The 21,473-nt window shown below is 40.0% G+C and carries 22 protein-coding genes; 7 read left to right on the top strand and 15 right to left on the bottom strand.

The genetic code is table 11. The features are described from left to right. Window positions 1-11: 11 nt before the first annotated feature. The 3 genes from AACZ88_RS05805 to AACZ88_RS05795 are packed head-to-tail and all read right to left on the bottom strand — an operon-like array spanning window position 12 to window position 3,057. A complete protein-coding gene (locus AACZ88_RS05805) occupies window positions 12-401 on the bottom strand; it encodes a response regulator (RefSeq protein ID WP_339707531.1) in 390 nt (129 codons plus the stop codon). A 43-nt stretch (window positions 402-444) separates the two neighbouring features. Next, window positions 445-846 (bottom strand): response regulator, encoded by a 402-nt coding sequence (locus AACZ88_RS05800; RefSeq protein ID WP_339707529.1) that lies wholly within the window; start codon window positions 844-846, stop codon window positions 445-447. Between the two features lie 15 nt (window positions 847-861). Continuing rightward, window positions 862-3,057 carry a PAS domain-containing protein gene (locus AACZ88_RS05795; RefSeq protein WP_339707526.1) on the bottom strand — a complete coding sequence of 732 codons (2,196 nt, stop codon included), beginning with the start codon at window positions 3,055-3,057 and terminating at the stop codon, window positions 862-864. 425 nt (window positions 3,058-3,482) lie between these two features. Here AACZ88_RS05795 and AACZ88_RS05790 point away from each other — a divergent pair, with 425 nt between their 5' ends. Genes AACZ88_RS05790 through AACZ88_RS05780 form a run of 3 tightly spaced genes read left to right on the top strand, consistent with a single transcriptional unit; the run spans window position 3,483 to window position 5,372 of the window. Then, complete coding sequence (locus tag AACZ88_RS05790) at window positions 3,483-3,953, top strand: ankyrin repeat domain-containing protein (RefSeq protein WP_339707523.1); 471 nt, start codon at window positions 3,483-3,485, stop codon at window positions 3,951-3,953. A gap of 7 nt (window positions 3,954-3,960) precedes the next feature. Continuing rightward, the gene (locus AACZ88_RS05785; protein WP_339707520.1) at window positions 3,961-4,584 is read left to right on the top strand and encodes an NUDIX hydrolase; all 624 of its coding nucleotides are present in this window, start codon (window positions 3,961-3,963) and stop codon (window positions 4,582-4,584) included. A gap of 11 nt (window positions 4,585-4,595) precedes the next feature. After that, complete coding sequence (locus AACZ88_RS05780; protein WP_339707517.1) at window positions 4,596-5,372, top strand: amidohydrolase; 777 nt, start codon at window positions 4,596-4,598, stop codon at window positions 5,370-5,372. On the opposite strand, the gene AACZ88_RS05775 is transcribed toward AACZ88_RS05780, so the two are convergent. Both AACZ88_RS05775 and AACZ88_RS05770 read right to left on the bottom strand, forming a co-directional pair. Further along, entirely contained in the window at window positions 5,356-6,972 is a 1,617-nt protein-coding gene (locus AACZ88_RS05775) for an Ig-like domain-containing protein (protein WP_339707514.1), read from the bottom strand. The genes AACZ88_RS05780 and AACZ88_RS05775 overlap by 17 nt on opposite strands. 62 nt (window positions 6,973-7,034) lie before the next feature. Next, on the bottom strand, window positions 7,035-7,760 hold the full coding sequence (locus tag AACZ88_RS05770; protein WP_339707512.1) for a phosphoribosyltransferase family protein: 726 nt from the start codon (window positions 7,758-7,760) through the stop codon (window positions 7,035-7,037). Window positions 7,761-7,789: 29 nt separating this feature from the next. Here AACZ88_RS05770 and AACZ88_RS05765 point away from each other — a divergent pair, with 29 nt between their 5' ends. Together AACZ88_RS05765 and AACZ88_RS05760 are read left to right on the top strand one after the other, a co-directional pair. Next, complete coding sequence (locus AACZ88_RS05765) at window positions 7,790-8,686, top strand: hypothetical protein (protein ID WP_339707509.1); 897 nt, start codon at window positions 7,790-7,792, stop codon at window positions 8,684-8,686. Between the two features lie 37 nt (window positions 8,687-8,723). After that, window positions 8,724-10,268 (top strand): glycine--tRNA ligase, encoded by a 1,545-nt coding sequence (locus AACZ88_RS05760; RefSeq protein WP_339707507.1) that lies wholly within the window; start codon window positions 8,724-8,726, stop codon window positions 10,266-10,268. 349 nt (window positions 10,269-10,617) lie between these two features. Here AACZ88_RS05760 and AACZ88_RS05755 read toward each other — a convergent pair whose 3' ends face one another. Next, window positions 10,618-11,391: a DUF3050 domain-containing protein gene (locus AACZ88_RS05755; RefSeq protein ID WP_339707505.1), complete on the bottom strand. Its 774-nt coding sequence runs from the start codon at window positions 11,389-11,391 to the stop codon at window positions 10,618-10,620. A 32-nt stretch (window positions 11,392-11,423) separates the two neighbouring features. Next, window positions 11,424-13,490 (bottom strand): TonB-dependent receptor, encoded by a 2,067-nt coding sequence (locus AACZ88_RS05750; protein ID WP_339707504.1) that lies wholly within the window; start codon window positions 13,488-13,490, stop codon window positions 11,424-11,426. Window positions 13,491-13,658: 168 nt separating this feature from the next. Between AACZ88_RS05750 and AACZ88_RS05745 the strand changes: the two genes are divergently transcribed. Next, window positions 13,659-14,426, top strand: coding sequence for an exodeoxyribonuclease III (locus tag AACZ88_RS05745; protein ID WP_339707502.1), 768 nt, complete (start codon window positions 13,659-13,661; stop codon window positions 14,424-14,426). A 71-nt stretch (window positions 14,427-14,497) separates the two neighbouring features. After that, entirely contained in the window at window positions 14,498-15,538 is a 1,041-nt protein-coding gene (locus tag AACZ88_RS05740) for an NADP(H)-dependent aldo-keto reductase (protein WP_339707500.1), read from the top strand. A gap of 143 nt (window positions 15,539-15,681) precedes the next feature. Here the strand turns inward: AACZ88_RS05740 and AACZ88_RS05735 are convergent, their stop codons facing one another. The 8 genes from AACZ88_RS05735 to AACZ88_RS05700 form a co-directional block, all read right to left on the bottom strand. Continuing rightward, window positions 15,682-16,260 (bottom strand): hypothetical protein, encoded by a 579-nt coding sequence (locus tag AACZ88_RS05735; protein WP_339707497.1) that lies wholly within the window; start codon window positions 16,258-16,260, stop codon window positions 15,682-15,684. Between the two features lie 11 nt (window positions 16,261-16,271). Then, complete coding sequence (gene radA, locus AACZ88_RS05730) at window positions 16,272-17,636, bottom strand: DNA repair protein RadA (RefSeq protein ID WP_339707494.1); 1,365 nt, start codon at window positions 17,634-17,636, stop codon at window positions 16,272-16,274. A gap of 66 nt (window positions 17,637-17,702) precedes the next feature. Beyond that, window positions 17,703-18,104 (bottom strand): ACT domain-containing protein, encoded by a 402-nt coding sequence (locus AACZ88_RS05725; RefSeq protein WP_339707491.1) that lies wholly within the window; start codon window positions 18,102-18,104, stop codon window positions 17,703-17,705. A gap of 95 nt (window positions 18,105-18,199) precedes the next feature. Next, window positions 18,200-19,267: an ACR3 family arsenite efflux transporter gene (arsB, locus tag AACZ88_RS05720; protein WP_339707488.1), complete on the bottom strand. Its 1,068-nt coding sequence runs from the start codon at window positions 19,265-19,267 to the stop codon at window positions 18,200-18,202. Between the two features lie 2 nt (window positions 19,268-19,269). Continuing rightward, window positions 19,270-19,899 (bottom strand): protein-tyrosine-phosphatase, encoded by a 630-nt coding sequence (locus AACZ88_RS05715; protein ID WP_339707485.1) that lies wholly within the window; start codon window positions 19,897-19,899, stop codon window positions 19,270-19,272. 19 nt (window positions 19,900-19,918) lie between these two features. Further along, window positions 19,919-20,386 carry a DUF6428 family protein gene (locus AACZ88_RS05710; RefSeq protein WP_339707482.1) on the bottom strand — a complete coding sequence of 156 codons (468 nt, stop codon included), beginning with the start codon at window positions 20,384-20,386 and terminating at the stop codon, window positions 19,919-19,921. A gap of 48 nt (window positions 20,387-20,434) precedes the next feature. Continuing rightward, window positions 20,435-20,764, bottom strand: coding sequence for a metalloregulator ArsR/SmtB family transcription factor (locus tag AACZ88_RS05705; RefSeq protein WP_339707479.1), 330 nt, complete (start codon window positions 20,762-20,764; stop codon window positions 20,435-20,437). A gap of 114 nt (window positions 20,765-20,878) precedes the next feature. Next, window positions 20,879-21,463 (bottom strand): DUF1349 domain-containing protein, encoded by a 585-nt coding sequence (locus AACZ88_RS05700; RefSeq protein ID WP_339707476.1) that lies wholly within the window; start codon window positions 21,461-21,463, stop codon window positions 20,879-20,881. Between the last annotated feature and the right edge of the window lie 10 nt (window positions 21,464-21,473).

Raw genomic sequence — 21,473 nt, 5'->3', positions numbered from 1 at the left:
AAATTTATGGTTCAAAGTATATCGAGTAACAGGGTAGAATTTACTGGTTTGGGTAAGAATCTTGTGGCAAGACTGTTGTTGTGCACTTTTGAGATATCGGCAATATCTAGAGATGAAGACATGACATATATACCGTCTTTGCCAGCTTCGTTTCCGGGAATCTTTATTAGCTCTTTTAAAAAATGCCAACCGCTCATTTCGGGCATATTGATATCAAGAAAAATAATCGAGGGTGATTTTTCTTTGTTTTTGGCAAGCCGTTTGAAATGTTTGAGTGCGGTTATTCCATCGTTGAAAATAACTAGGTTGTCACAATATGCTATCTGTTTCATTGATTTTTTTAGACAAAATATGGCTATTTCATCGTCGTCTATGATACAAACAGTTTTTACTTTTTTCATAACTGTATTTGCAGGTTCATTTAGGAAGAAGTAATCAGAACAGCTATTTTAAGTTATTCAGTATTTCTTCCAAGTCGTTCGTGGAAATAGGTTTTAAAATATAGTTGTTTACCACTTTGTAACTTTTTATGCGCTCTAAATCTCTAGGATCGACAGAAGAACTTATGATATAAACGGTAACCTCTTCCCTGCTTTTATTAGGTATCTTGACAAAATCTTCTAGAAACTCCCACCCGTTCATTATGGGCATGTTTAGGTCTACGAAAATAATTTCAGGCAACTCTTTATGTTGCTCTACCATTTCTGTGAGTGCGTCGATGGCATCTTGACCATTCTCAAAGACCATAATTTCGTTGCAGAAGTCCACTTCTCTCATGACTCTTTTTGTTCCGTAAACAAAAATGGGGTCATCATCGATGATACAGGTGCTTTCAATTCTTTTCATTTTTTGTTTTGGTGTTTATTTATCAAAAATTAAGGTGAATTCTGTTCCTACGTTTACCGTACTATCCACTGTTATACTTCCATTCATGGCTTCAATTTGGTTTTTCGTTATGAATAGGCCTATGCCCTTGGCATCTTTGTTGCGATGAAATGTTTTGTACATACCGAATAGTTTTTTTCCATGCCTCTTCAGGTTTATGCCTAAGCCGTTGTCAGCGAAAGTAACGATAACCCTGTAGTCATCTTTTTGAATGACTTTAATCGTTAATTTAGGGGGGCGGTCGACAGCGCTGTATTTAATGCTGTTGGTGAATAGATTGAGAAAAATGCTGTCTAAGTAGGCGGGTATACCTTTAACCGTGATATGCTTGGGAACATCTATAATACACGTTGCTTTTTTGTCTTGCAACAAACCACTTAAGTTTTTTTCTACATTGATTATGGTTTTGTAGAGATTGACATTTTTTAATTTGTTCAAGGCTCCCGACTTTACCTGTACTACCTCATTTAAATGCATGACGGTCTCGTCCAAACTTTCTGAAGCAGCATCTAGCATTGTCGTTAGGTTGCCTCGCTCGTTTTCGTTCGTTTCCCTTTTCAGAAAGCCGGTCAACATTGATAAATTACTCGAATGCGACCTAAGATTGTGTGAAACGATATGAGCAAAGTTCAAGAGACTCGTATTCTGTTTTTCAGTAACTTTGACCAATTGGGTCAACTTATGTTCATCTTCTATGCGAGCGGTGATGTCCATAATTTGGGAAATAAAATAAGATAGCTTTCCGTTGATGTCTTTTACTCCCGTTACGGTTAGAACAACATACACAATATGTCCCTTTTTATGAAAATATCGTTTATCAATTTGATAGCTGTCACGTTTTCCCGAAACTAATTCATGTAATAAATCTAAATCACTTTGTAAATCTTCCGGGTGGGTTACATCTTGAAAAGTGAGCTTTAGAAGTTCGTGGTTTTCATAACCCAAAATTTTACATATACTATCATTTACCTGGGTCCATTTTCCATCTAAACTAATTATGGCCATTCCCAGTGTTGAATTTTCAAAGGCCCCAAGAAATGATTCCCTACTTCTTATGAGTTGTAATTGGGTGGTTTTTAGTTCCGTGATATCCCAATTGGCACCGACCATTTTTATGGGTGTGCCATTGAAATCCTTAATGGTTTTTCCCATTCCTATAAGATTACGGGTTGTTCCGTCGGGCCAGATTACCCGATATTCCGTCTTGAGTTCTTTCTGGCCTTTAATGGCCTCATTAACCTGCATTTCTGCCTGTTCGAGGTCATCGGGGTGCACCGTACGAGCCCAAGAATCAGAATTGGCCGAAAAATGTTTCTTGGAAACCCCATGCAAATCGAGCATAATGTCATCCCAGATGAGTTTGCCTTTATTAAGGTTTAATTCCCATATGCCGATTTGAGCCGCTTTTGTTGCAATTTTTAGACGTTCGGCAACCGCCTGGTATTTAACTTCTGCTTTCTTTTTTTCGTCGATATCTTGAAAAGTTCCAAAAATTCGAACACATTTGCCATGGTGCATTTCGGTTTCTCCTTTGGCATGTACCCATCGCTCTTTTCCTCTTGCAGTGATGATGATCAGTTCTGTGTCCCAAGGGGTTCCTTTTGCCAAAGCCTCATTCACCAGTTCGGTAATACGGTTACGATGTTCACCAGCTTTATAGAAGGTTATGGCATTTTCTAGATTGGCTTGAAAGTCGGAAGGAACTTCATGAATCTCTTTTGTTGTGTCCGTCCAAAATATATCATTGGTGATCAAGTCAAGTTCCCAGCCTCCTATTTTGGCAACCTTTTGGGCTTTTAAAAAAATTTCTTCCCTGCGTTTTTGTAAAGTTATATCCTCTTGGGCAATTACCAGGCCCCCAACCTTTCCGTCTTCCGTTTTCCAAGGATTTATTCTCCACTTAAGCCATTGTACTTTTCCATTGGCCTGCGTGAATTTGGTGCCTTCATTGGTGCTTGTTTTACCTTGAAGACATTCTTGATGGACTTTTTTAAGGGCCAATGGGGTTTCAGGAAGAACATCATAATATGATTTACCAATTATGTTCTTATCTGAGATTTGAAATTCTTTTAACCAAGGTTTGGAATGACTGATAAAACACAGCCTTTCATCTAGAATAAAGATTGAGGATGGTGCATCCTCAATAAAGGAATGAACAGATAAAGTACGCAATACGGTGGGTGTTTAGTTAGTCGCAAAATACGATTATTATAGGTAACGTAAGAAATAACCCAAAAATTGTCGGATAAATGACTTCCTTTTATATAGCAAAAGATTGTATGGTCAAAATTTGACCTGCATACTGATAAAAGTGGTGAAGGGGAAATACTTTGCCGATGAAAGTCTTTAGGCTTCTACTTTTAAAAAACCATTAAAGTGCTTTGCGTTATGGGATTATCGATTGCTTTTCCATTAAGAAGTTCGCGGGTTCATAGGAAACTGCTCTTTGGGAAGAAGATAAAGAAATTAGAAAATGCTATAAGGGAAATAGCTTATAAACATGATGAAAAAGATGCATATTGTGCAGCTTTTACTTACTTTTATAGCATACAAGGGGATATTCAAAACCGGAAAAAATCCAATAATTCCGATTAACTATGAACGAAGTATTTTTCAATGAAATACGCAATGGAAACCTCAAGGAGGTTAGGGCAATGTTAGCTAAAAATCCACTTTTGCGTGACAGTAAAGACCAACGAGGTTCAACACCGCTTATTTTAGCAACGTACTACGATGAGTTGGAAATCGCAGAGCTTTTACTCGAGCAAGGGGCCAAAATCGATGTGAAGGATGAATCGGGCAATACGGCATTGATGGGGGTCTGTTTCAAGGGGTATACCGATATTGCTGAAAAGTTGATAGAGAAAGGGGCCAATGTGAACGAAAAGAACGCGATGGGAGCAACCTGTTTGATTTATGCGGCCACTTTTAATCGGGAGGAAATCGCAAAGCTGCTAATTTCTTCCGGGGCCGATGCATCGGTAGCCGACGCTAGGGGTAATACGGCTTTGGATCATGCCAAAATGCAAGGAGAACCATCGTTGATTAGATTGTTGGAAGGTCTATAGTGTATAAATGGAGGAGACTAGAAATTTAGAACTGATAAAGCGTATTAAGGCTTTGGCCGACACCGGTTTGGTTTATGCGGAAGATGAGTATAATCGCGAGCGTTACGAAGAGATAAGGGAAATTGGTTTGGAATTATTGGGGGCGGTTATGGAGCGACCCCTAAAAACATTGAAAAATTTCTTTATGCCCGTGACCGACTACCCTACGGCTAAAGTCGACGTTCGTGGGTTTGTTTTAAACGATGCGAACCAGATTTTGTTGGCTAGAGAAAGTGTCGATGGGAAGTGGACAATTCCTGGAGGATGGGCCGATGTCGGTTATTCTCCTTCCGAGGTAGTGGTGAAGGAAATTAAGGAAGAAACAGGACTACAGTCACGAGTAGTGCGATTGCTGGCCGTTTATGATAAAAAATGCCACCCTCATCCGCCGGAGCCCTATTATATTTATAAATTGATTTTTCTATGTGTGCAAATCGGAGGTGAGCTACAACCAGGTTTTGACATGCTGGGCGCGTCATTCTTTGCTATCGACAATCTACCCGATTTATCTGAAGACCGAATCTTGGAATCACAGTTGCGGCAACTATTCAAAATGGCCGTGGAAGATGACCACGAGGTTCATTTTGATTAAATTTTTTAGCAATGGAAGAACGTCTTAAAATAGCACTAGTGCAATCTGAACTGGTTTGGGAAAATCCAGAAAAGAATAGAAGTCATTTTTCTGAAATTATAGAAGCTATTTCTCTTGATGTAGATCTTGTTGTTTTACCCGAAATGTTTACCACTGGGTTTACGATGAACCCGAAAAACATTGATGCTTTCGAAGGAAAGAAAACGGTAGCTTGGATGCAAGAATTTGCTGCGAAAAAGAATATGGCAATCACGGGTAGTGCTGTTTTTTTTGAAAATGGGAATTATACCAATCGGTTATTTTTTGTTGAGCCGAGTGGAAACGTGTCTCATTACGATAAGCGGCATACGTTTACCCTGGCAGGGGAGGATCAGGTATATAGTGCCGGAAGTAATAAGTTGATAGTTAATTATAAGGGTTTTAAAATTTGCCCTATGATCTGTTATGACCTTCGATTTCCGGTGTGGTCGAGAAACGTGGAGAATTATGACGTCCTCATTTATGTAGCCAATTGGCCAAAACGTAGAGTTGATGCTTGGGATACCCTCTTAAAAGCACGAGCTATTGAAAATATGTCATATTGTATTGGCGTAAATCGTGTAGGGGTAGATGATACGGGTTTTGTCTATTCAGGGCATTCGGCGGCATATGACGCACTGGGAAACCAATTGCTTTTTTCTGAAAAAGAAGAGGTAATCTGCACCACTTTAAATAAAGGGCATACACAAGAACTAAGAAGTGCACTAAAGTTCTTGGATGATATGGATAAATTTACTTTAAAAGGGTAAAGGTTACTGGCATTTCCCAATTGGCACGAACATCTATGACTTCAGGGTAATAACTAACCTTTTCTGGCTGAATTCTTTTAAGATAACTTCCTGTGTCCCATTTTTTATTACCGTTTACATCGAAGATAATACGAATCAAGTATTTTGAGGGTTGTAGGTGGTTGAATTCAAATACTTTGGGTTCTTCGGCAAAAATTTCCCTTTTAATCTCCCCTTTTTCGTCGGTCAATTGAACCAACAGGGGGTATGATAAGCTGTCAGTAACAACATTAAAACTCAGGTTGCCGTAATCAGCAAAGCTTTTGGTAGCCAGATTTAAATTCAAAGTATCGTTGGTTTCCCCAAAAAAATTAGTAATCGCACCAGGTAACAACCCCATCTGATAATTTTGATTGGGCTCTACTTCAAAGTCAAAATCTATTTTGTTTTGTAAAGTATCTAGATCAGAAGTAAAATAGATTTGGGTCGAATCTTTGTCCATCAATGTTATCCTTGTAGTATCGATGGCCGTAATCGGGGTATTGGCGGTAATATAAAAAGGGTCTTCAAAATTTAGCGATCCCGTTTGGCTCGGGTTGAGCTGCAATGAATCGGTGTCTACCTTTCTTGATTTGACGGTAAATGTATCAATGACCTTTAGCTTTTCATTGGTGACCGTAAAAATAATAGAATCAAGATCCGTGGGTGTAAACCAATAGTTTAGGGTGTCTTTATGCCGTTCTTTAAGCACTTTGGTCTTAACGCTATCCGGTAGTGAATTTAAGGGTTCGATCAGTATAGAATCGCCCTCTCCATAATAGCCAAAGATTATCCTGTTCTTTGCTGCAAAAGTCGGTACGGCCACACTGTAATCGGGTATCTCTTTGAATAAATTCAATAAATAGGTAGAATCGGTTGGAATGGAAATCGTATCACTAACGAAGGCTATTTTATCGGTATTTTGATCAAAAACATTATTTTTGGCAATGTCTTTTATTCCAAAAAGCGCATATTTACCGGCTTTCAAGTGGTCTAAGGTAAATATGACCGCACTATCTAACGTATTGGTAATATAGTAAGGCGGTTTTTGATATACCGTACTGTCGGTATAGGCCGAATCTATTTCATAAAGCATCACGCTAATAAATTCCTCGGCCTTTTTGTTGAACGCATCTTTCACCGCACCCTGCACTTTGAGTGAATCTAAATAATCTCCTGTAGAGAATACATAGGTGAAAAAGCTAAACGGGTTACCCTCGTTATTATCGGTAATGCTCTGACCGAAATTTAGGGTGTACGTGGTGTTTTCCTTAAGCGTGTCTTTAAACTTTATCTCAAGGTATTTGCTGGCACTGCCTTGCGGTGTAATGTCTGGAGTGTATTTCAGGGGAGGGGAAACAATGAGCTGATCTTGAATGTCTTTAAGTTTTATAAACTCGTCGAAATACAGTCGAATTTTTTTCGCTTTAAAATTGACACTCATGTTTTCTGGTTCAGCCTTAACCAGTACCGGGGGGTCAAGGTCTTTTGGGCCACCAGTGGGGTTACCTCGTCGTGCACATTGCCAGAGTGCCGCAACCACAAAGAATACAAATATAGAAGCCAAAATACGTCGTAACATTGCTTTGAATATAGGGGCAAAGTAACAACTATTTTGGTAAAATGAACAATATTTGGGGAGCCTCATTTATAGCGCAGTGGCACTATTGCTATACTTGCTATGTAAATTATAATACCTGTTGTTTCTTGCAAGGCCCTTGCGCAGATTTCCATGGTCGCTCCCGTAGTGATTACGTCATCGACCAGCAATACCCGTTTATTCTCCAAGAAAGTTCGGTCAGATAAGGTGTAAAGAGAGGTGTTTCCATACCATCTGCCAAGTCTCCCTTTTTTTGTCTGTGTCTTGGTATTTGCAGTTTTCAGCAGGATATTGTCGACGTATTCAGCATTCAAGTGATGTGCTATACGTTGCCCAAATTGGGCAACTTGATTGTACCCTCTTTTCCTTAGCTTCTTTTTATGTAGCGGCACGGGTACTACGGTGTCTATAAAACTTATACCATGTTCTTCTTTTAACAATTGACCGTACCAATCACCCAAAAATGCGCCAATTTTTTCCTGATTTTTATATTTAAGGTAGTGAATAAGCTGCTGTACAATGCTGTTTTCCTCGAAAAACAGGAATGAACTCGCTTTTTTTATATTAATTCGACCATAAAAAATACGGTCAACAGGGTTTTCGACGTTAAAACTATATTCGGTAAGCGGTATTTCGTTTCGACAAAACGTACATATAAGGTGTTCTCCTCTATTTAAATGGACATTACATCCAAAACATAGTCGTGGCACTAAAACCGTGTTGATATCATTTAGTATCTTTGATATCGCTATTTTAACCGAATCGAACATAAAAAACCTGCTTAACCCTAACATTTTTAATGGACGGTCAAGATAAGAAATTCAATTCCAAAATAATCTTCGCTATGTTGGTTGCCGTTATTATCGGCATACTTATAGCTTTTTTCTATAGTTACGCCCAGTCACAGGCGAAAATGGATTTTCTGAACGAAGAAAAAGATTTGCTCATCAAAGATATTAATTTGATGAAGGCCGATGTTGACCGGCTTTCTGCGCTTGATGAGGTTAATGAAATTGAGCTGGAGTCTTCAAAATTTCGGGTTCAGCAATTACTCGATTCGGTGGGTAGATTGAACTTTACTGTCGAGCGACTACGAGAATTCAAAAGCGAACTACGTCGGCTGGAAGCCAAAAATGATAGCCTCAAGCTTAAAAATAACTTTCTGCGTTATAATAATATGGTGCTTTCTGAAAAGTATGCCGAAAGCAAACGGAAAATAGAAGAATTAGAAAGTGCTAGCAACTCATTGGCCGAAGCCGATCAGCAGCAGAAAGAGAAAATTAAAGAGCTGAATGAAGAGCCTAAAATAAAGAACTACCTGCAACTTCGCAATTCTGAGGGCGGTGGGTTTAGAGAGCGAAGTGGAAAGCCCATACGAACAAATAAAGCATCAATCATCCAAAAATTACGAGGGTGCGTTACCGTTGTGGCAGATTCGGAGGCCATTAATGAGGAAAGAATTATCTATTTTCAATTTCTGGGTCCAGATATGCGGGTCATAGAAGATAATGCCAACACCATTACGGTTAATGGCAATGTGTATAGCAAACGAATCAAACTGTTGCTGAACAGTGAAGATTTTATAGTATGCGATTTTATCACAATTCCTGAGGGCTCTTTAAAAGAAGGTATTTACACCTTGAATATCTTTGAAGATGAGCGTTTACTGACCAATACTGAATTTCAACTAAAATAAATTATTTCATTTTAGGGTAATATTCTATTTTTGCCGAATGGCAAAGCAAGAAGACGATTTTAAAAAGGTGATATCCCATGCTAAGGAATACGGCTATGTGTTCCAATCAAGCGAAATTTACGACGGCCTAAGTGCTGTTTACGATTATGCACAAAACGGTGCGGAATTAAAAAAGAATATCAGGGAATACTGGTGGAAGGCGATGGTGCAGTTAAACGAGAATATTGTCGGTATCGATGCCGCTATTTTTATGCACCCGACTACATGGAAAGCTTCGGGCCACGTTGATGCCTTCAGTGATCCTTTAATCGATAATAAAGATTCAAAAAAACGCTATCGTGCCGATGTGTTGGTCGAAGATTATGTCGCCAAGATCGAAGGCAAAATAGAAAAGGAAGTCAATAAAGCCGCAAAACGCTTTGGCGATTCTTTCGATAAAACCCAATTTTTAAGTACGAACCCACGGGTCGTGGAATATCAAGAAAGAGCTACTTCGATTTTAAAACGCTTGGGAAAATCGTTGGAAAAAGAAGATTTGGCCGATGTCAAACGTTTGATCGAAGAGTTGGAAATTGCTTGTCCCATGTCGGGGTCAAAAAATTGGACCGATGTAAAGCAGTTCAATCTGATGTTCGGTACCAAATTGGGAGCCTCTGCTGAAAGTGCGATGGATCTTTATCTGCGCCCCGAAACTGCTCAGGGAATTTTCGTAAACTTCTTGAATGTTCAGAAAACGGGTCGTATGAAAATTCCGTTTGGAATTGCACAGACCGGTAAAGCTTTTCGGAATGAAATTGTAGCGCGTCAGTTTATTTTCCGAATGCGGGAATTCGAACAGATGGAAATGCAGTTTTTTATAAAGCCGGGTACACAGCAAGAATGGTACGAAAAATGGAAGGAAACCCGTATGAAATGGCACTTGTCATTAGGGTTGGGCGAAGAGAACTACCGTTTTCACGACCATGAGAAATTGGCACACTATGCCGACGCCGCGGCAGATATTGAATTCCGATTTCCTTTTGGTTTTAAAGAATTGGAAGGCATACATTCCCGTACCGATTTTGATTTGGGTGCACACGAAAAATTCTCAGGTAAAAAACTACAATTTTTCGATAACGACACACGAGAGAGTTATGTGCCTTATGTGGTCGAAACTTCTATCGGACTAGACCGTATGTTCTTGGCGGTCTTCTCGCATGCCTTGCAAGAAGAAGAGCTGGAAAACGGCACTACCCGAACTGTACTTCGGCTCCCTGCCGTCTTGGCCCCTACCAAGGCCGCCGTACTGCCTTTAGTTAAAAAAGACGGACTGCCCGAAGTGGCACGGCAGATTATTGATGACCTCAAATGGGACTTTAACGTCACGTATGATGAAAAAGATGCTGTGGGCCGACGGTACCGCCGCCAAGATGCGAACGGAACGCCTTTCTGTATTACGGTCGATCATCAAACTTTGGAAGACCAAACAGTTACCATTCGCCATCGCGATAGCATGGAGCAACAGCGTGTGGCCATTACCGAATTGAAGGGCATTATTGCCAAAGAAGTAGATATGAAGTCGTGGTTGATGAAGATGGAGTAGTCAGCTACTGAGATAATTTTAATATTTCCTTTTGTAAAAAGTAAGAACACTATTTTTTTGAAAAAAGGCGTTTAAAGTTGAATGTTTTAGTTTAGTAGTTGCTTTCCATAACAACATTATGAATGTGGTCTTTTTCGAATCTTGTGTCCGTAGGGATTAAACCAAACCTAGCATCGTTTTGATCTATTTGCACGGGAAATACGCCATCCCTTACTACTTTTTCCTGCCTTGTCACTTCGATGACTGTAATCAATAATATGGTGCCATGGCCTGATGGTGGTTAATTTTTAGAACTGGACGCCATTGGTTACAAATAATGAAATTAACGCAACAACTTTATTGCTTAATATTAAGATTTTTCTTTTTCAATTAAATCCTGAATTGCATCCCAAAGAGAAATTCGTCTTTCTAGAGATTGTTTTGCAATGACCAATGTCTCATTCCATTTTAGATCATCGATTCCGCATAATTCTGAAATCATTTGAAGGGATAGGGGGCCATGTTCATCTCCGTCAAGTTCGATATGGCGTTGAAGATAATAAGTGAGTTTGTTATAAAGTTCATTTTTAGAATCGGCATTTTTTAGAATTTCGATAAACATGTCGGGAATAACATCTTCTCTTCCAAATGTAAATGCTGAAGCCACTAAATGAGGCTTCTCTGTTTCAATGATTGAAAATGAGAATTTAACAAAGTTGACGACTCTTTCATCAATTTCAATTTCATTGAAAGAATCGTTGACCGATTTCCCGGATTCTATCAGTGTTATAAACTTATTTATTTTATTGGTGTTTGCACCTACTTGGGACATTGCATCCAAATACATTTCAAAATGACTCTTAGGTTCCTCTAACTCATTAATATCGCTTTCTTCCCCCAGAACAATCTCATTAATAAATCTAGAAAGTGTCGGGTTGTTCTTCGGAATCCATGGTATTTCTACGCTTGTGAGCTTTAGTTGTAAGAACTTTAATAGTGACATAAAATCCCAGACGGCGAAAACATGGTTTTCCATAAAGAGTTTTATGTCGTTTATATCTTTTAAACTATCATAAAGTCCATGATTTTGCAATTGACTTCTTAATTCAGAGATTTCATGTTCTATATATTGTATACGGTTCATGGTGTTTATTTATGATTGCAATTTTTTGAATGCTACAAGTGATAGCCCAACCGTAAACTTCCATAGAAATTTCGGGCATCGCCGGGGTAATAATATCGGGGTTCACTACCGCCAAAACCTTGGGTGTTGATCAGTACCGATCGGGCGTAGACCTTATCAAATACATTGTTGATCCCCAGATCCATTCCTACGGTAAATCGTTCAGAGAGCTTTTTGCGGTACCCCAAGCGTGTAGTAAAAACAGTAAAGGGGTCGCTTTCCAACGTGTTTGCGTCGGTCAATGGTATTTCGCTGACGTGTTGGTGTACGATATTCCAATAAAAATCACGGAAGAACTGCATTTGAAGTCCAGCAGTTCGGCGTTGTTTTGGCACACCCGTAAGGGGGTTTCCAGAAAAATCATTGTCCCCATCAATAAATTCTATGAATTCGTGGTCGCTGAGCGTGTAGTTGATAAAGGGAGTGATTTGAATTTGTGGGCTGAGGTCCCAGCGGTAGTTCATCGTAATTTCTAAACCGCGATGCCGGGTTTTACCCGCATTTTTCCCGATAAATTGATCATCACCGACACGCTGTGCGACCAAAAGATTTTTAATGTCCATTTGATAAAGGGCGAGATTAAGGTAAAATCTTTTATCGTGTAGAAATAAGTGTGTGCCCAATTCATAGTTCATACCAGTTTCTTGGTCAATATCGGGGTTGATAACCCCATCAGGGGTCAAAGTCTCTTCGAGACTCGGGTTTGAAAAGCCTCTGCTGATATTGGCGTACACCTGTTGGTCATCTGAAAAACGATAGTTCAGGTCGAGACTGGGCAGCACAATTGCCTTAAAGCTGCGGTCCGCACTTTTATTTGCCGTTCCCGAATTAAAAAGATCCTGAAAATCATAGTCCGTTTTGTTGATATTAAGTCCGATCTGCGCCGAAAAAGCTTCGGTCAATCTATAAAGTGCGGTGCCAAAGGCGTTCCATTGACTTCTAAACTCTTTGTTCTCTGCAAATCTTTCACCCTGTAAACTGCCCTGCCCCTCATTTTCCTCGTATAAATTTTCATATTCGTCCCAACTGTATTCGTCTTTGTACAGTTCGCTCCCAAAAGTGTATTCTCCTTTGTCAAAATTACCTGTAAATCGGGTACGGAAACCGTAGCCGTTGGTGAATTCATCGAGAATGCCGAAAGGTCTTGGTTCATAATGGTCGAGATAGGTATAGAAAATACTGGTTGAGTTTTTAAGCTTTTTGTTAAAAACATGGGTATAGTTCAAACCAACGAGCGAATAATTATTGGCTTCGTACCCTTTGGCCGAGCTCCATGTAAAGGCCGCCTGTTTTGGGTCTTCGGAAAATGCAGTTGCACCTAACGAACTCGGTATCTGAGCGGTATAGTCTATATGGTTGACGAGCAAACTTATACTATTCTTTTCGTCAATCTGATAGGCGGCATTTAACAATAGGCCGTCTCTTTCAAAATTACTGTTGTCGCGGTACCCATCAGTCTCCATATGTCCATATTGCAGCCCCAAGCGTAATTTGCCATCATAATGGTTAAATGACAGGTTGTTTTTAAGGAGTCCGAACGAACCAACGGTCAAATTGTTCGAAATGTTCGTGGATCGGCCTAGGGCCTCTTTAGGGTTCAGTATAATGGCCCCTCCGAGGTTAGCGCCAAATGCCGTGCTTTTAGGCCCTTTGATTACTTCCACTTGACTTAGATTCTCTAGGTCGTATGCCTCAATGGTTGAAAATCCGGAGCCATTGGTTACGGGAATATCGTTATAATACAACCGAAGTTTATCGGTTCCGAAAAGTGTTCGAGCCCCGATTCCCCGAATAGTAATGCGATTTGTGTTCAGGGCACCTGAAAGAATATAAACACCTGAGACTTGATTGATGGCCGAAACCATATCTACAGGACTATAATTCTGGAATGTTTTTGCACCAATGACTTCGGAAGCGGTGATGCCCGTGGCATTTTTAGTTTTTAGGGCATCCAACAAAATAACTTCATCAAGCTGTGTAATACTGTCCGTTTTGGCCGGATCCTGAGATAATAGCGAAAAAGTAAGGAGTGAAAATGTAAAAGCAAATAGGGTTTTCATTCAAAGGGATTAAGCGCCAAAAATAAAGAACTAAAAGGAATTAAAACCAAAATTCTGCAAGAAGGATGTTTTCACCAAGCCCCCTATAGCTTTATTGACACCTGCTTATAGTGCCATTGGGTTTCAGATGGCCGAAACATTCCTTATTTTCGGCCCAAATTGTAAAGAATGAAAATTGTATCATACAACGTAAACGGTATTCGTGCCGCTTTAAAGAAAGGCTTTATAGCGTGGCTAAGAGCCGTAGATCCAGATGTGGTTTGTCTTCAAGAAATCAAGGCCATGGAAGAACAATTGGATCTTTCTGTTTTTGAGGAGGCGGGTTATATCTATAATTATTGGTATAGTGCCCAAAAGAAAGGATATAGTGGAGTAGCCATACTTTCTAAAAGGCAACCAGATCATGTGCAGTTTGGCACCGGTATCGATTATATGGATTTCGAGGGAAGAAACCTTAGGGCCGACTTTGGCGATGTCTCGGTCATGAGCATGTACCTGCCCTCGGGCACCAATTTGGCACGATTAGACCTTAAACTGCAATATATGGCCGATTTTCAGAGGTATGCCGATACCCTGCGAAAAACCAAGCCTAACTTGGTGGTGTTGGGCGACTATAATATTTGTCACGAAGCTATTGATATTCACGACCCGGTACGTAATAAAAATGTTTCCGGGTTTTTACCTGTAGAACGTCAATGGATCGGTGACTTTATTAAAAGTGGATTTATCGATAGTTTCCGACATTTTAACAAAGAACCCGATAATTATACGTGGTGGACCTACCGTGCCAACGCTCGAAACAACAATAAGGGTTGGCGGCTCGATTATGCCATGGTCTCCGATCCTTTGGCCGAGCGCTTGAAGCGGTCCGTAATCTTATCCGAAGCGAGACACAGTGATCACTGTCCTATTTTAATTGAACTGGGAAACAATTGATGACTCCCAATTTACGTTGTTGTTATCAGAATCATTAAATTTGCCGCTTCTAATCACCTAAGTACCCTCAAATGATATATACTAACCTACCCCACACCAACCTTGAAGTAAGTAAAATTTGTCTGGGCACCATGACCTGGGGCAAACAAAATACGGAAGCCGAAGGCCATGAGCAGATGGACTATGCGCTGGAGCAGGGCGTCAATTTTTTCGACACTGCCGAACTTTACCCGGTTCCGGCACACCCTGACCGTAAATCAGAGACCGAAAAAATTATCGGTTCATGGTTCAAGGCAAAAGGCAATCGTGATAAAGTTGTTTTGGCAAGTAAAATGGCAGGAAAAGCTGATTTTACAAAATTTATTCGCAGCGGAGGGTTTGCTCGTGAATCGATTATAGATGCTGTAGAAGGAAGTTTAGAGAGGTTACAGACTGATTATATAGACCTGTATCAATTACATTGGCCTGACCGTAATACCAATTATTTTGGTAAGCGGGGCTATAAACATAGTGGGTCTGATCTTTGGGAAGATAATATTCACCAGGTATTGGAAACGTTGCGTGATTTGATTCGGGAAGGGAAAATCAGGTATGTGGGCATATCGAACGAGACCCCATGGGGCACAATGCGTTTTTTGGAAGAAAGTAAAGTGCACGCCAGTTTGCCACGAATAAGTACAATTCAGAACCCGTACAATCTTTTGAATAGGCTTTTTGAGGTCGGATTGTCAGAGATTTCGATGCGTGAGAAAGTAGGTCTTTTAGCCTATTCTCCTTTGGGTTTTGGAACATTGAGCGGCAAGTATTTGGGAGGTATGCAACCAGCAACCTCTAGAATAACCTTGTTTCCACAGTACGATCGGTACAGTAGTGAAACGGCTGTAGCTGCCACGACAAAATATCATAAATTAGCGCAGGAAAATGATATGTCAATGGCTCAAATGGCTTTGGCATTCGTTAGTTCCCGACCTTTTTTGACAAGCAATATCATTGGAGCCACAAGCATGCGACAATTGGAAGAAAATATTGCCAGTATCGATATAAACCTGCACGAGGAAGTATTAAAGGGAATAGAGGAAATTCATAACATGATTCCAAATCCCGCTCCATAAACAGAAATATGATTTTTTTAAAAGTAGGTTTTGGTCAGGTCGTTTTGATTATCGTGGTAATCATCGGTATTCTGGTATTGTCACGTATTATGAGGGATAGACGGTAATATTATGAATTAAGTCTAACTCATCAATTAAGGTATTCACTTCTTATCATCTGTGGTTAGGCTAATGTTTATTTTTTCTAAGTTTTTGTTTATTTTTTCTAGATTATGGGCAATTAGTCCGACATAATTATCTGGTGGAACAATTCTTGCCGAGGCAAAACTATCCTTGAAGTTTAGTACAAAATTTTCGGAGAATTTATCACCGAAAATATCTTCGTAATAACATTTTATCTCGATATAATCTTCAAATTTGGCTTCAGCATTATTAGAAAAATCAAAAATGTAATGTCTTAGATTATAATTCGGTGGGAATTTAAGATAGTTTCTGTTCAAAAAAGAGCGACTTTCTAAATTTCGATCAAGTTCATGAGAAGTTTCCATATCCTTGATTACTTCAAATTTAACATTTTGAGCAACTCCCTGCCCGACATTTTTAACGTTTAAATACCTTCCAGTGGGCTTGGCTTCTGGTGAGTCTAAATAAAGAATCATGTAAGGTTTGAGTCCAATTTCCCGTGTTTTTCGAGCTTCTTGTACTAATTTATAAGTGAAAAAGACATAAACTATTGTTGAAATAACCAACACAAACGTGAAAAAAACCTCGAAATACTGCATGTTTTTAGAATTTAGCTAATCAATCCGCTGGCCACATCTTCGATTTTGGCTACCAGCTGAATTTCGATTTTGGTATTTTTTAATCCGATTTTATTCCGTTTGGAAACATAAATAGTTGTGAAGCCCAATTTTTCAGCTTCCAAAATGCGTTGTTCCACCCGTTGTACGGGCCGTATTTCCCCTGCGAGACCGACTTCCGCGGCAAAACAAATGCCCTTTTCAATGGCGATATCGGCATTACTAGATAGTATGGCTGCGATAACAGCCAAATCGATGGCCGGATCATCGACCGATATACCACCGGTAATGTTCAGAAAAACATCTTTTGCACCCAATTTAAAACCTGCCCTTTTTTCCAAAACCGCTAAAAGCATATTCAGTCGTTTGGCATTGTAGCCTGTGGTCGAGCGCTGGGGTGTGCCATAAACGGCCGTGCTGACCAAAGCTTGTATTTCAATCATTAGGGGGCGCATACCTTCGATGGTAGAGGCAATGGCCGTTCCACTCAACCCCTCATCATTTTTTGAAATTAGAATTTCCGACGGATTGTTTACTTCACGTAACCCACTGCCCTGCATTTCATAGATACCCAGTTCTGCCGTAGATCCAAATCGGTTTTTAAGGGAACGGAGAATGCGATAGACATAATTGCGATCGCCTTCGAACTGGAGTACGGTGTCGACCATATGTTCCAAAATTTTAGGGCCTGCAATGCTGCCGTCTTTGGTGATGTGGCCAATTAAAACTACGGGAGTGTTCGTTTCTTTGGCGAATTTGATCAATTCGGCTGTACACTCCCGAATTTGAGAAATACTACCTGCGGCAGATTCGATATAATCGGAATGCAATGTTTGTATGGAATCGATTACGACGATATCGGGTTCGGTAGCTTCTATCTGTTGGAAGATATTCTGGGTTTTTGTTTCGGTCAGAATAAAACAAGTTTCACTATTTGGGTGAATACGGTCGGCCCTCATTTTGATCTGTTTTTGACTTTCTTCCCCAGACACATACAATGTTTTATAGGGAAGCTTCAGTGCGATTTGAAGCAAAAGCGTGCTCTTGCCTACACCGGGCTCACCTCCGAGCAATACCAGGGAACCGGGCACCAAACCACCACCTAGAACACGATTGAATTCTAGGTCGTGAACATTCAACCGCAATTCGGTTTCGGTGCTGATTTCATTTACGCGTAAAGGTTTGGCTATTTTTTTAGAAGAAGGGCCGGTCGTAATTTTCCATCCCTTCTTTTCCTCTTTTTGAACGACCTCTTCCACGACGGTATTCCATTCTTTACAGGCACTACATTGCCCTACCCATTTGGCATATTGAGTACCACAGTTTTGACAGAAAAATGCTGTTTTTGTCTTGGCCATTTCTTGAATTGAAGTTCGGGACTAAGATATCGTGGTTGGGGGTAAAAACCAAGGGAAGTTATAGCTTTAGCTATAACTTTGGGATAGTTGGGTCAGTACAGCAATAGCTTTTTCCGCATCTTTTTTGGCCACAAAGATATGGTCGTGATAATACCCCGCCACAACATTGCAACTGATATTGTTTTTTGCCAATTCAGTCGCGAATACAGCTGTTAGGCCGACGCCATCCAAAGAAGAATGAATCTTTAGAGTAATCCAGGATGCGATATAGCCATAGTCGAGATTTAATTTATCCGCCTTTTTTCGCTCGATTACGAGGGTTGTGCCTTCGCTTTCCTTAAACTCACAGATGGTGTCCTTTCGACCAATTCCATCTAAAGTTTTTACAGAAGCGAAGACATATTCTCCTTGATTCAATTCGGGCTTCATTCCCTTTATTAACTGAGATAGATTTGTTTCTCCTGCCATTTTTCTGTAACCGAATTACTTTTCTACTTGTATAAAAATAAGGTTTATTATCCGGATGAATTCTGGTCGAGGGCTACAAAAAACTATTATTAAAACTAGTTGTTATCGGTCTGTTTTATCAGTTCATTTTTTACGAAATATTTTTTTCGCAGCCAAAATGAAACGCGAACGAGCAAAATAAGCGCAGGAACTTCCACCAGCGGACCAATAACTCCCGCGAAGGCCTGCCCTGAATTTAAGCCAAAAACGGCAATGGCAACAGCAATGGCCAACTCAAAGTTATTGCCTGCTGCCGTAAAGGCTACGGAAGCTGTTTTGTCGTATTCCGTGCCCATTGCTTTAGTAATGAAAAAGCCAATGATAAACATTAAGGCGAAATAGATTAGCAGTGGTACGGCGATAATCAAAACATCCATAGGTATTTTGACAATCAGTTCACCTTTAAGGGAGAACATGACTACAATGGTGAATAGTAAAGCAATCAAGGTCATCGGTGAAATGGTAGGAATGAATTTTTCGGTATACCATTTTTCGCCTTTTAGGCGCACTAAAATCAAACGGCTTAAGATACCCAACAGAAATGGGATACCGAGATAAATGGCAACGCTTTCGGCAATGGTCGCTATCGAAATATCGACAATGGCGCCTTCAAACCCGAAATAGGGCGGAAGCACGGTTATAAAAATCCAGGCGTAAAAACTATAGGCAAAAACCTGAAATATGCTGTTCAAGGCAACCAGACCTGCCCCATATTCACTGCTCCCTTCCGCAAGGTCGTTCCAAACAAGAACCATGGCAATGCATCGAGCCAAACCTATCAAAATTAATCCGACCATATATTCGGGATAATCCCTTAAAAAGGTTATGGCCAAGAGGAACATTAAAACAGGACCGATAACCCAATTGAGCAGTAGTGAAATTGAAAGGATCTTCGTATTTCTGAATACTTTGGGCAAAAGTGCGTAATTCACCTTGGCTAATGGCGGATACATCATTACAATCAACCCGATGGCTATTGGAATGTTGGTAGCGCCACTACTTGCCGAATCGATTAAGGTCGGGAAACTTGGTATAAAATATCCAATGCCGACCCCTATTGCCATTGCGATAAAAATCCATAGGGTCAGGTAACTATCGAGAAAGCTCAATTTTTTTTTAGCCATTTTTAAATAGTTATTTGTGAGAAAACATAGCACATTTCCGTTGCAATCTGTACACTTCTTTCATTATACTTTTCAGCCTGTTGTGGGGTGTTGTCAAAGGCCTTTGGGTCTTCAAAGGTTATCGGAATGCGTTTTTCCGCGCCCACGATAAACGGACACCCACCATCTGCTTGTGAACAGGTCATAACAGCGGCAAAGCCTGACTTCGGATTAAAATCGTCATCCAGTTTCTTTGAAAAACCAATAACGGGATGTTCGTTCACCGCATACTTAATGGTGTAGACGGGGTTTTTTCCTTCGGAAATGGTCTGAACCTCAAAGCCTGTTTTTAGCAATGTTTCGGCCACCATGGGAAACAATGCCGTGGACTCCGTTCCGCCCGAATAACAAGACACGTTGTCAATATTAAAATATGTCGCCATGGTTTGCGCCCATACCTGCGATAAATGACTTCTACGTGAATTGTGGGTGCAAATGAAATTGATCCTTATTTTTTGCTTGCTTTCTGCTTTGTTCTGAATAAAATCAATTAAGGGTTGCAATGTTTCCTTTCTTTCCTCGGAAATTTTAGCAACTTCTAATGTAGGTATCAAGTTCGCTATCGCTTCGAATAGCACTTTTTCTGTTGTCATTGATTTCGATTTTATGTTATTAGCAACAACCACCTCCAGGGGTACAGGTATTTTCGGTTTCCAATTCTGAAAATTGTAGTTTGGGTTTTTCGGTCGGAATGCCACAATTTTCTTTGGCTAGACAATCGGTCTGCTTGGTGGTCAGTAAGAAATTAGTGCCGTCAAAATCGAGTCCGAATTTACCAATGGTTTCCGCTTGGTATTCCACTTCGATTTCCAGGTCGCCTATTTCCAATGCTTTTTCGGAGAGTTCTATAATGTGTACCAACTTCTCAGGATGCAGTCTATGATCATAGTCGTTGGCATTCCAAAGTTGAAAATTCACTACCTCCTCATTTCGCAGGGTTCCTCCACAATCAATGAAGTTTTTGGTAATCTTACCTACTTCCGTTACATGAAAATGGTTGGGCACCAATTCACCGTTCGGTAACTGGAAGGCAATTTTTTCCAATTTCCCCAAAGCTGTTTTAATTTCTGATAGTTTCATAATTATATTTGTTTATTGCGATTATACGATTAATTGTTTGAAATTTTTTTAGCAACATTGTTCTTGTGAAATGTCTTGATCTAAAAACTGCAACATCACCGCTTTCATTTTGGCCCAATTTTCCGAATCGATACAATAGCAAACGCTGGTTCCTTCAACATTTCCTTTTATCAACCCTAAATGTTTTAATTCTTTCAAGTGTTGCGAAATAGTGGGTTGTGCGAGGCCTATCACATCAACCAAATCACCACAGACACAGGTATTTATTTTGAATAAATGTTGTAGAATGGCTACCCTTGCCGGATGCCCGAACACTTTGGCATATAGCGCAATTTCGTTTTGCAGTTCGGAAAACATTTCCGTTTTGGTGAGTCCCATCTTTTATTTATTATTTCATTGCAATATTACGATAAACATTTGAAGGCACAAAATTATTTCCAATTATCGTCAAATTGTTTCTTTTTTTAAGGGAGCGAATACGATGGTTTAAATTCAATGATTTGCCAACCATTGTTTGCGCCTTAAATCGGGAAGATGGTTAATTTCAAAATGTTCGAACAAGGCTTCGAACCCATCTCCATCGGGAGAGGCTGCGGTCAACCCAACCATGATGGGTGTGTTATCCGGAAAGTAGGCAAGTCGCATCATTTTGAAATGATTGTTGTTCAAAGAATAACTTATCTCAACGGTATCTATTCTTCTGACGACTTTAAGCCAAATCGATTTAGGGTTTTGTTCTAGTTCTATAACGCTCCAATCGCTTTTCTTTCTAGTTACGACAGCGCTTAACTTGACTTTTTCGTCAACGTACTCAACGCCGGTTTTAATCCAGTTTTTTTCATCTTTCCGGATCATAAGTCCCATTTGGTCATATCGGGTTCTGTAATCTCCGGTTATTTTGACCTTCATTTCAAATTCCCCGCCCAAAGAGCAATAGTAAAACGGACCATCGTCGACCGTAAAGCCGTAATGCGTCTCCCTCCAAAAGTCCGTCTGAGGCGTCACGAACATTGATAAAGAAGAATCATCGATTTGAGTCCATTTATCGGGTTCATTATACCATTGCATTTTTTTCATTATCAATTAT

Origin of the sequence: uncultured Kriegella sp. (assembly GCF_963975415.1) — a bacterium.
In the GTDB taxonomy this organism is placed as follows: Bacteria; Bacteroidota; Bacteroidia; order Flavobacteriales; family Flavobacteriaceae; genus Kriegella.
Note: the sequence above shows the minus strand (reverse complement) of the source record. Positions and strands in the feature narration are given on the sequence as shown.

What these genes read in the sequence shown, in the direction of transcription:
- AACZ88_RS05805 (WP_339707531.1), bottom strand. Translation starts at nt 401, where the DNA reads ATGAAAAAAGTAAAAACTGTTTGTATCATAGACGACGATGAAATAGCC.
- AACZ88_RS05800 (WP_339707529.1), bottom strand. Translation starts at nt 846, where the DNA reads ATGAAAAGAATTGAAAGCACCTGTATCATCGATGATGACCCCATTTTT.
- AACZ88_RS05790 (WP_339707523.1), top strand. Translation starts at nt 3,483, where the DNA reads ATGAACGAAGTATTTTTCAATGAAATACGCAATGGAAACCTCAAGGAG.
- AACZ88_RS05785 (WP_339707520.1), top strand. Translation starts at nt 3,961, where the DNA reads ATGGAGGAGACTAGAAATTTAGAACTGATAAAGCGTATTAAGGCTTTG.
- AACZ88_RS05780 (WP_339707517.1), top strand. Translation starts at nt 4,596, where the DNA reads ATGGAAGAACGTCTTAAAATAGCACTAGTGCAATCTGAACTGGTTTGG.
- AACZ88_RS05775 (WP_339707514.1), bottom strand. Translation starts at nt 6,972, where the DNA reads ATGTTACGACGTATTTTGGCTTCTATATTTGTATTCTTTGTGGTTGCG.
- AACZ88_RS05770 (WP_339707512.1), bottom strand. Translation starts at nt 7,760, where the DNA reads ATGTTCGATTCGGTTAAAATAGCGATATCAAAGATACTAAATGATATC.
- AACZ88_RS05765 (WP_339707509.1), top strand. Translation starts at nt 7,790, where the DNA reads ATGGACGGTCAAGATAAGAAATTCAATTCCAAAATAATCTTCGCTATG.
- AACZ88_RS05760 (WP_339707507.1), top strand. Translation starts at nt 8,724, where the DNA reads ATGGCAAAGCAAGAAGACGATTTTAAAAAGGTGATATCCCATGCTAAG.
- AACZ88_RS05755 (WP_339707505.1), bottom strand. Translation starts at nt 11,391, where the DNA reads ATGAACCGTATACAATATATAGAACATGAAATCTCTGAATTAAGAAGT.
- AACZ88_RS05750 (WP_339707504.1), bottom strand. Translation starts at nt 13,490, where the DNA reads ATGAAAACCCTATTTGCTTTTACATTTTCACTCCTTACTTTTTCGCTA.
- AACZ88_RS05745 (WP_339707502.1), top strand. Translation starts at nt 13,659, where the DNA reads ATGAAAATTGTATCATACAACGTAAACGGTATTCGTGCCGCTTTAAAG.
- AACZ88_RS05740 (WP_339707500.1), top strand. Translation starts at nt 14,498, where the DNA reads ATGATATATACTAACCTACCCCACACCAACCTTGAAGTAAGTAAAATT.
- AACZ88_RS05735 (WP_339707497.1), bottom strand. Translation starts at nt 16,260, where the DNA reads ATGCAGTATTTCGAGGTTTTTTTCACGTTTGTGTTGGTTATTTCAACA.
- radA (WP_339707494.1), bottom strand. Translation starts at nt 17,636, where the DNA reads ATGGCCAAGACAAAAACAGCATTTTTCTGTCAAAACTGTGGTACTCAA.
- AACZ88_RS05725 (WP_339707491.1), bottom strand. Translation starts at nt 18,104, where the DNA reads ATGGCAGGAGAAACAAATCTATCTCAGTTAATAAAGGGAATGAAGCCC.
- arsB (WP_339707488.1), bottom strand. Translation starts at nt 19,267, where the DNA reads ATGGCTAAAAAAAAATTGAGCTTTCTCGATAGTTACCTGACCCTATGG.
- AACZ88_RS05715 (WP_339707485.1), bottom strand. Translation starts at nt 19,899, where the DNA reads ATGACAACAGAAAAAGTGCTATTCGAAGCGATAGCGAACTTGATACCT.
- AACZ88_RS05710 (WP_339707482.1), bottom strand. Translation starts at nt 20,386, where the DNA reads ATGAAACTATCAGAAATTAAAACAGCTTTGGGGAAATTGGAAAAAATT.
- AACZ88_RS05705 (WP_339707479.1), bottom strand. Translation starts at nt 20,764, where the DNA reads ATGGGACTCACCAAAACGGAAATGTTTTCCGAACTGCAAAACGAAATT.
- AACZ88_RS05700 (WP_339707476.1), bottom strand. Translation starts at nt 21,463, where the DNA reads ATGAAAAAAATGCAATGGTATAATGAACCCGATAAATGGACTCAAATC.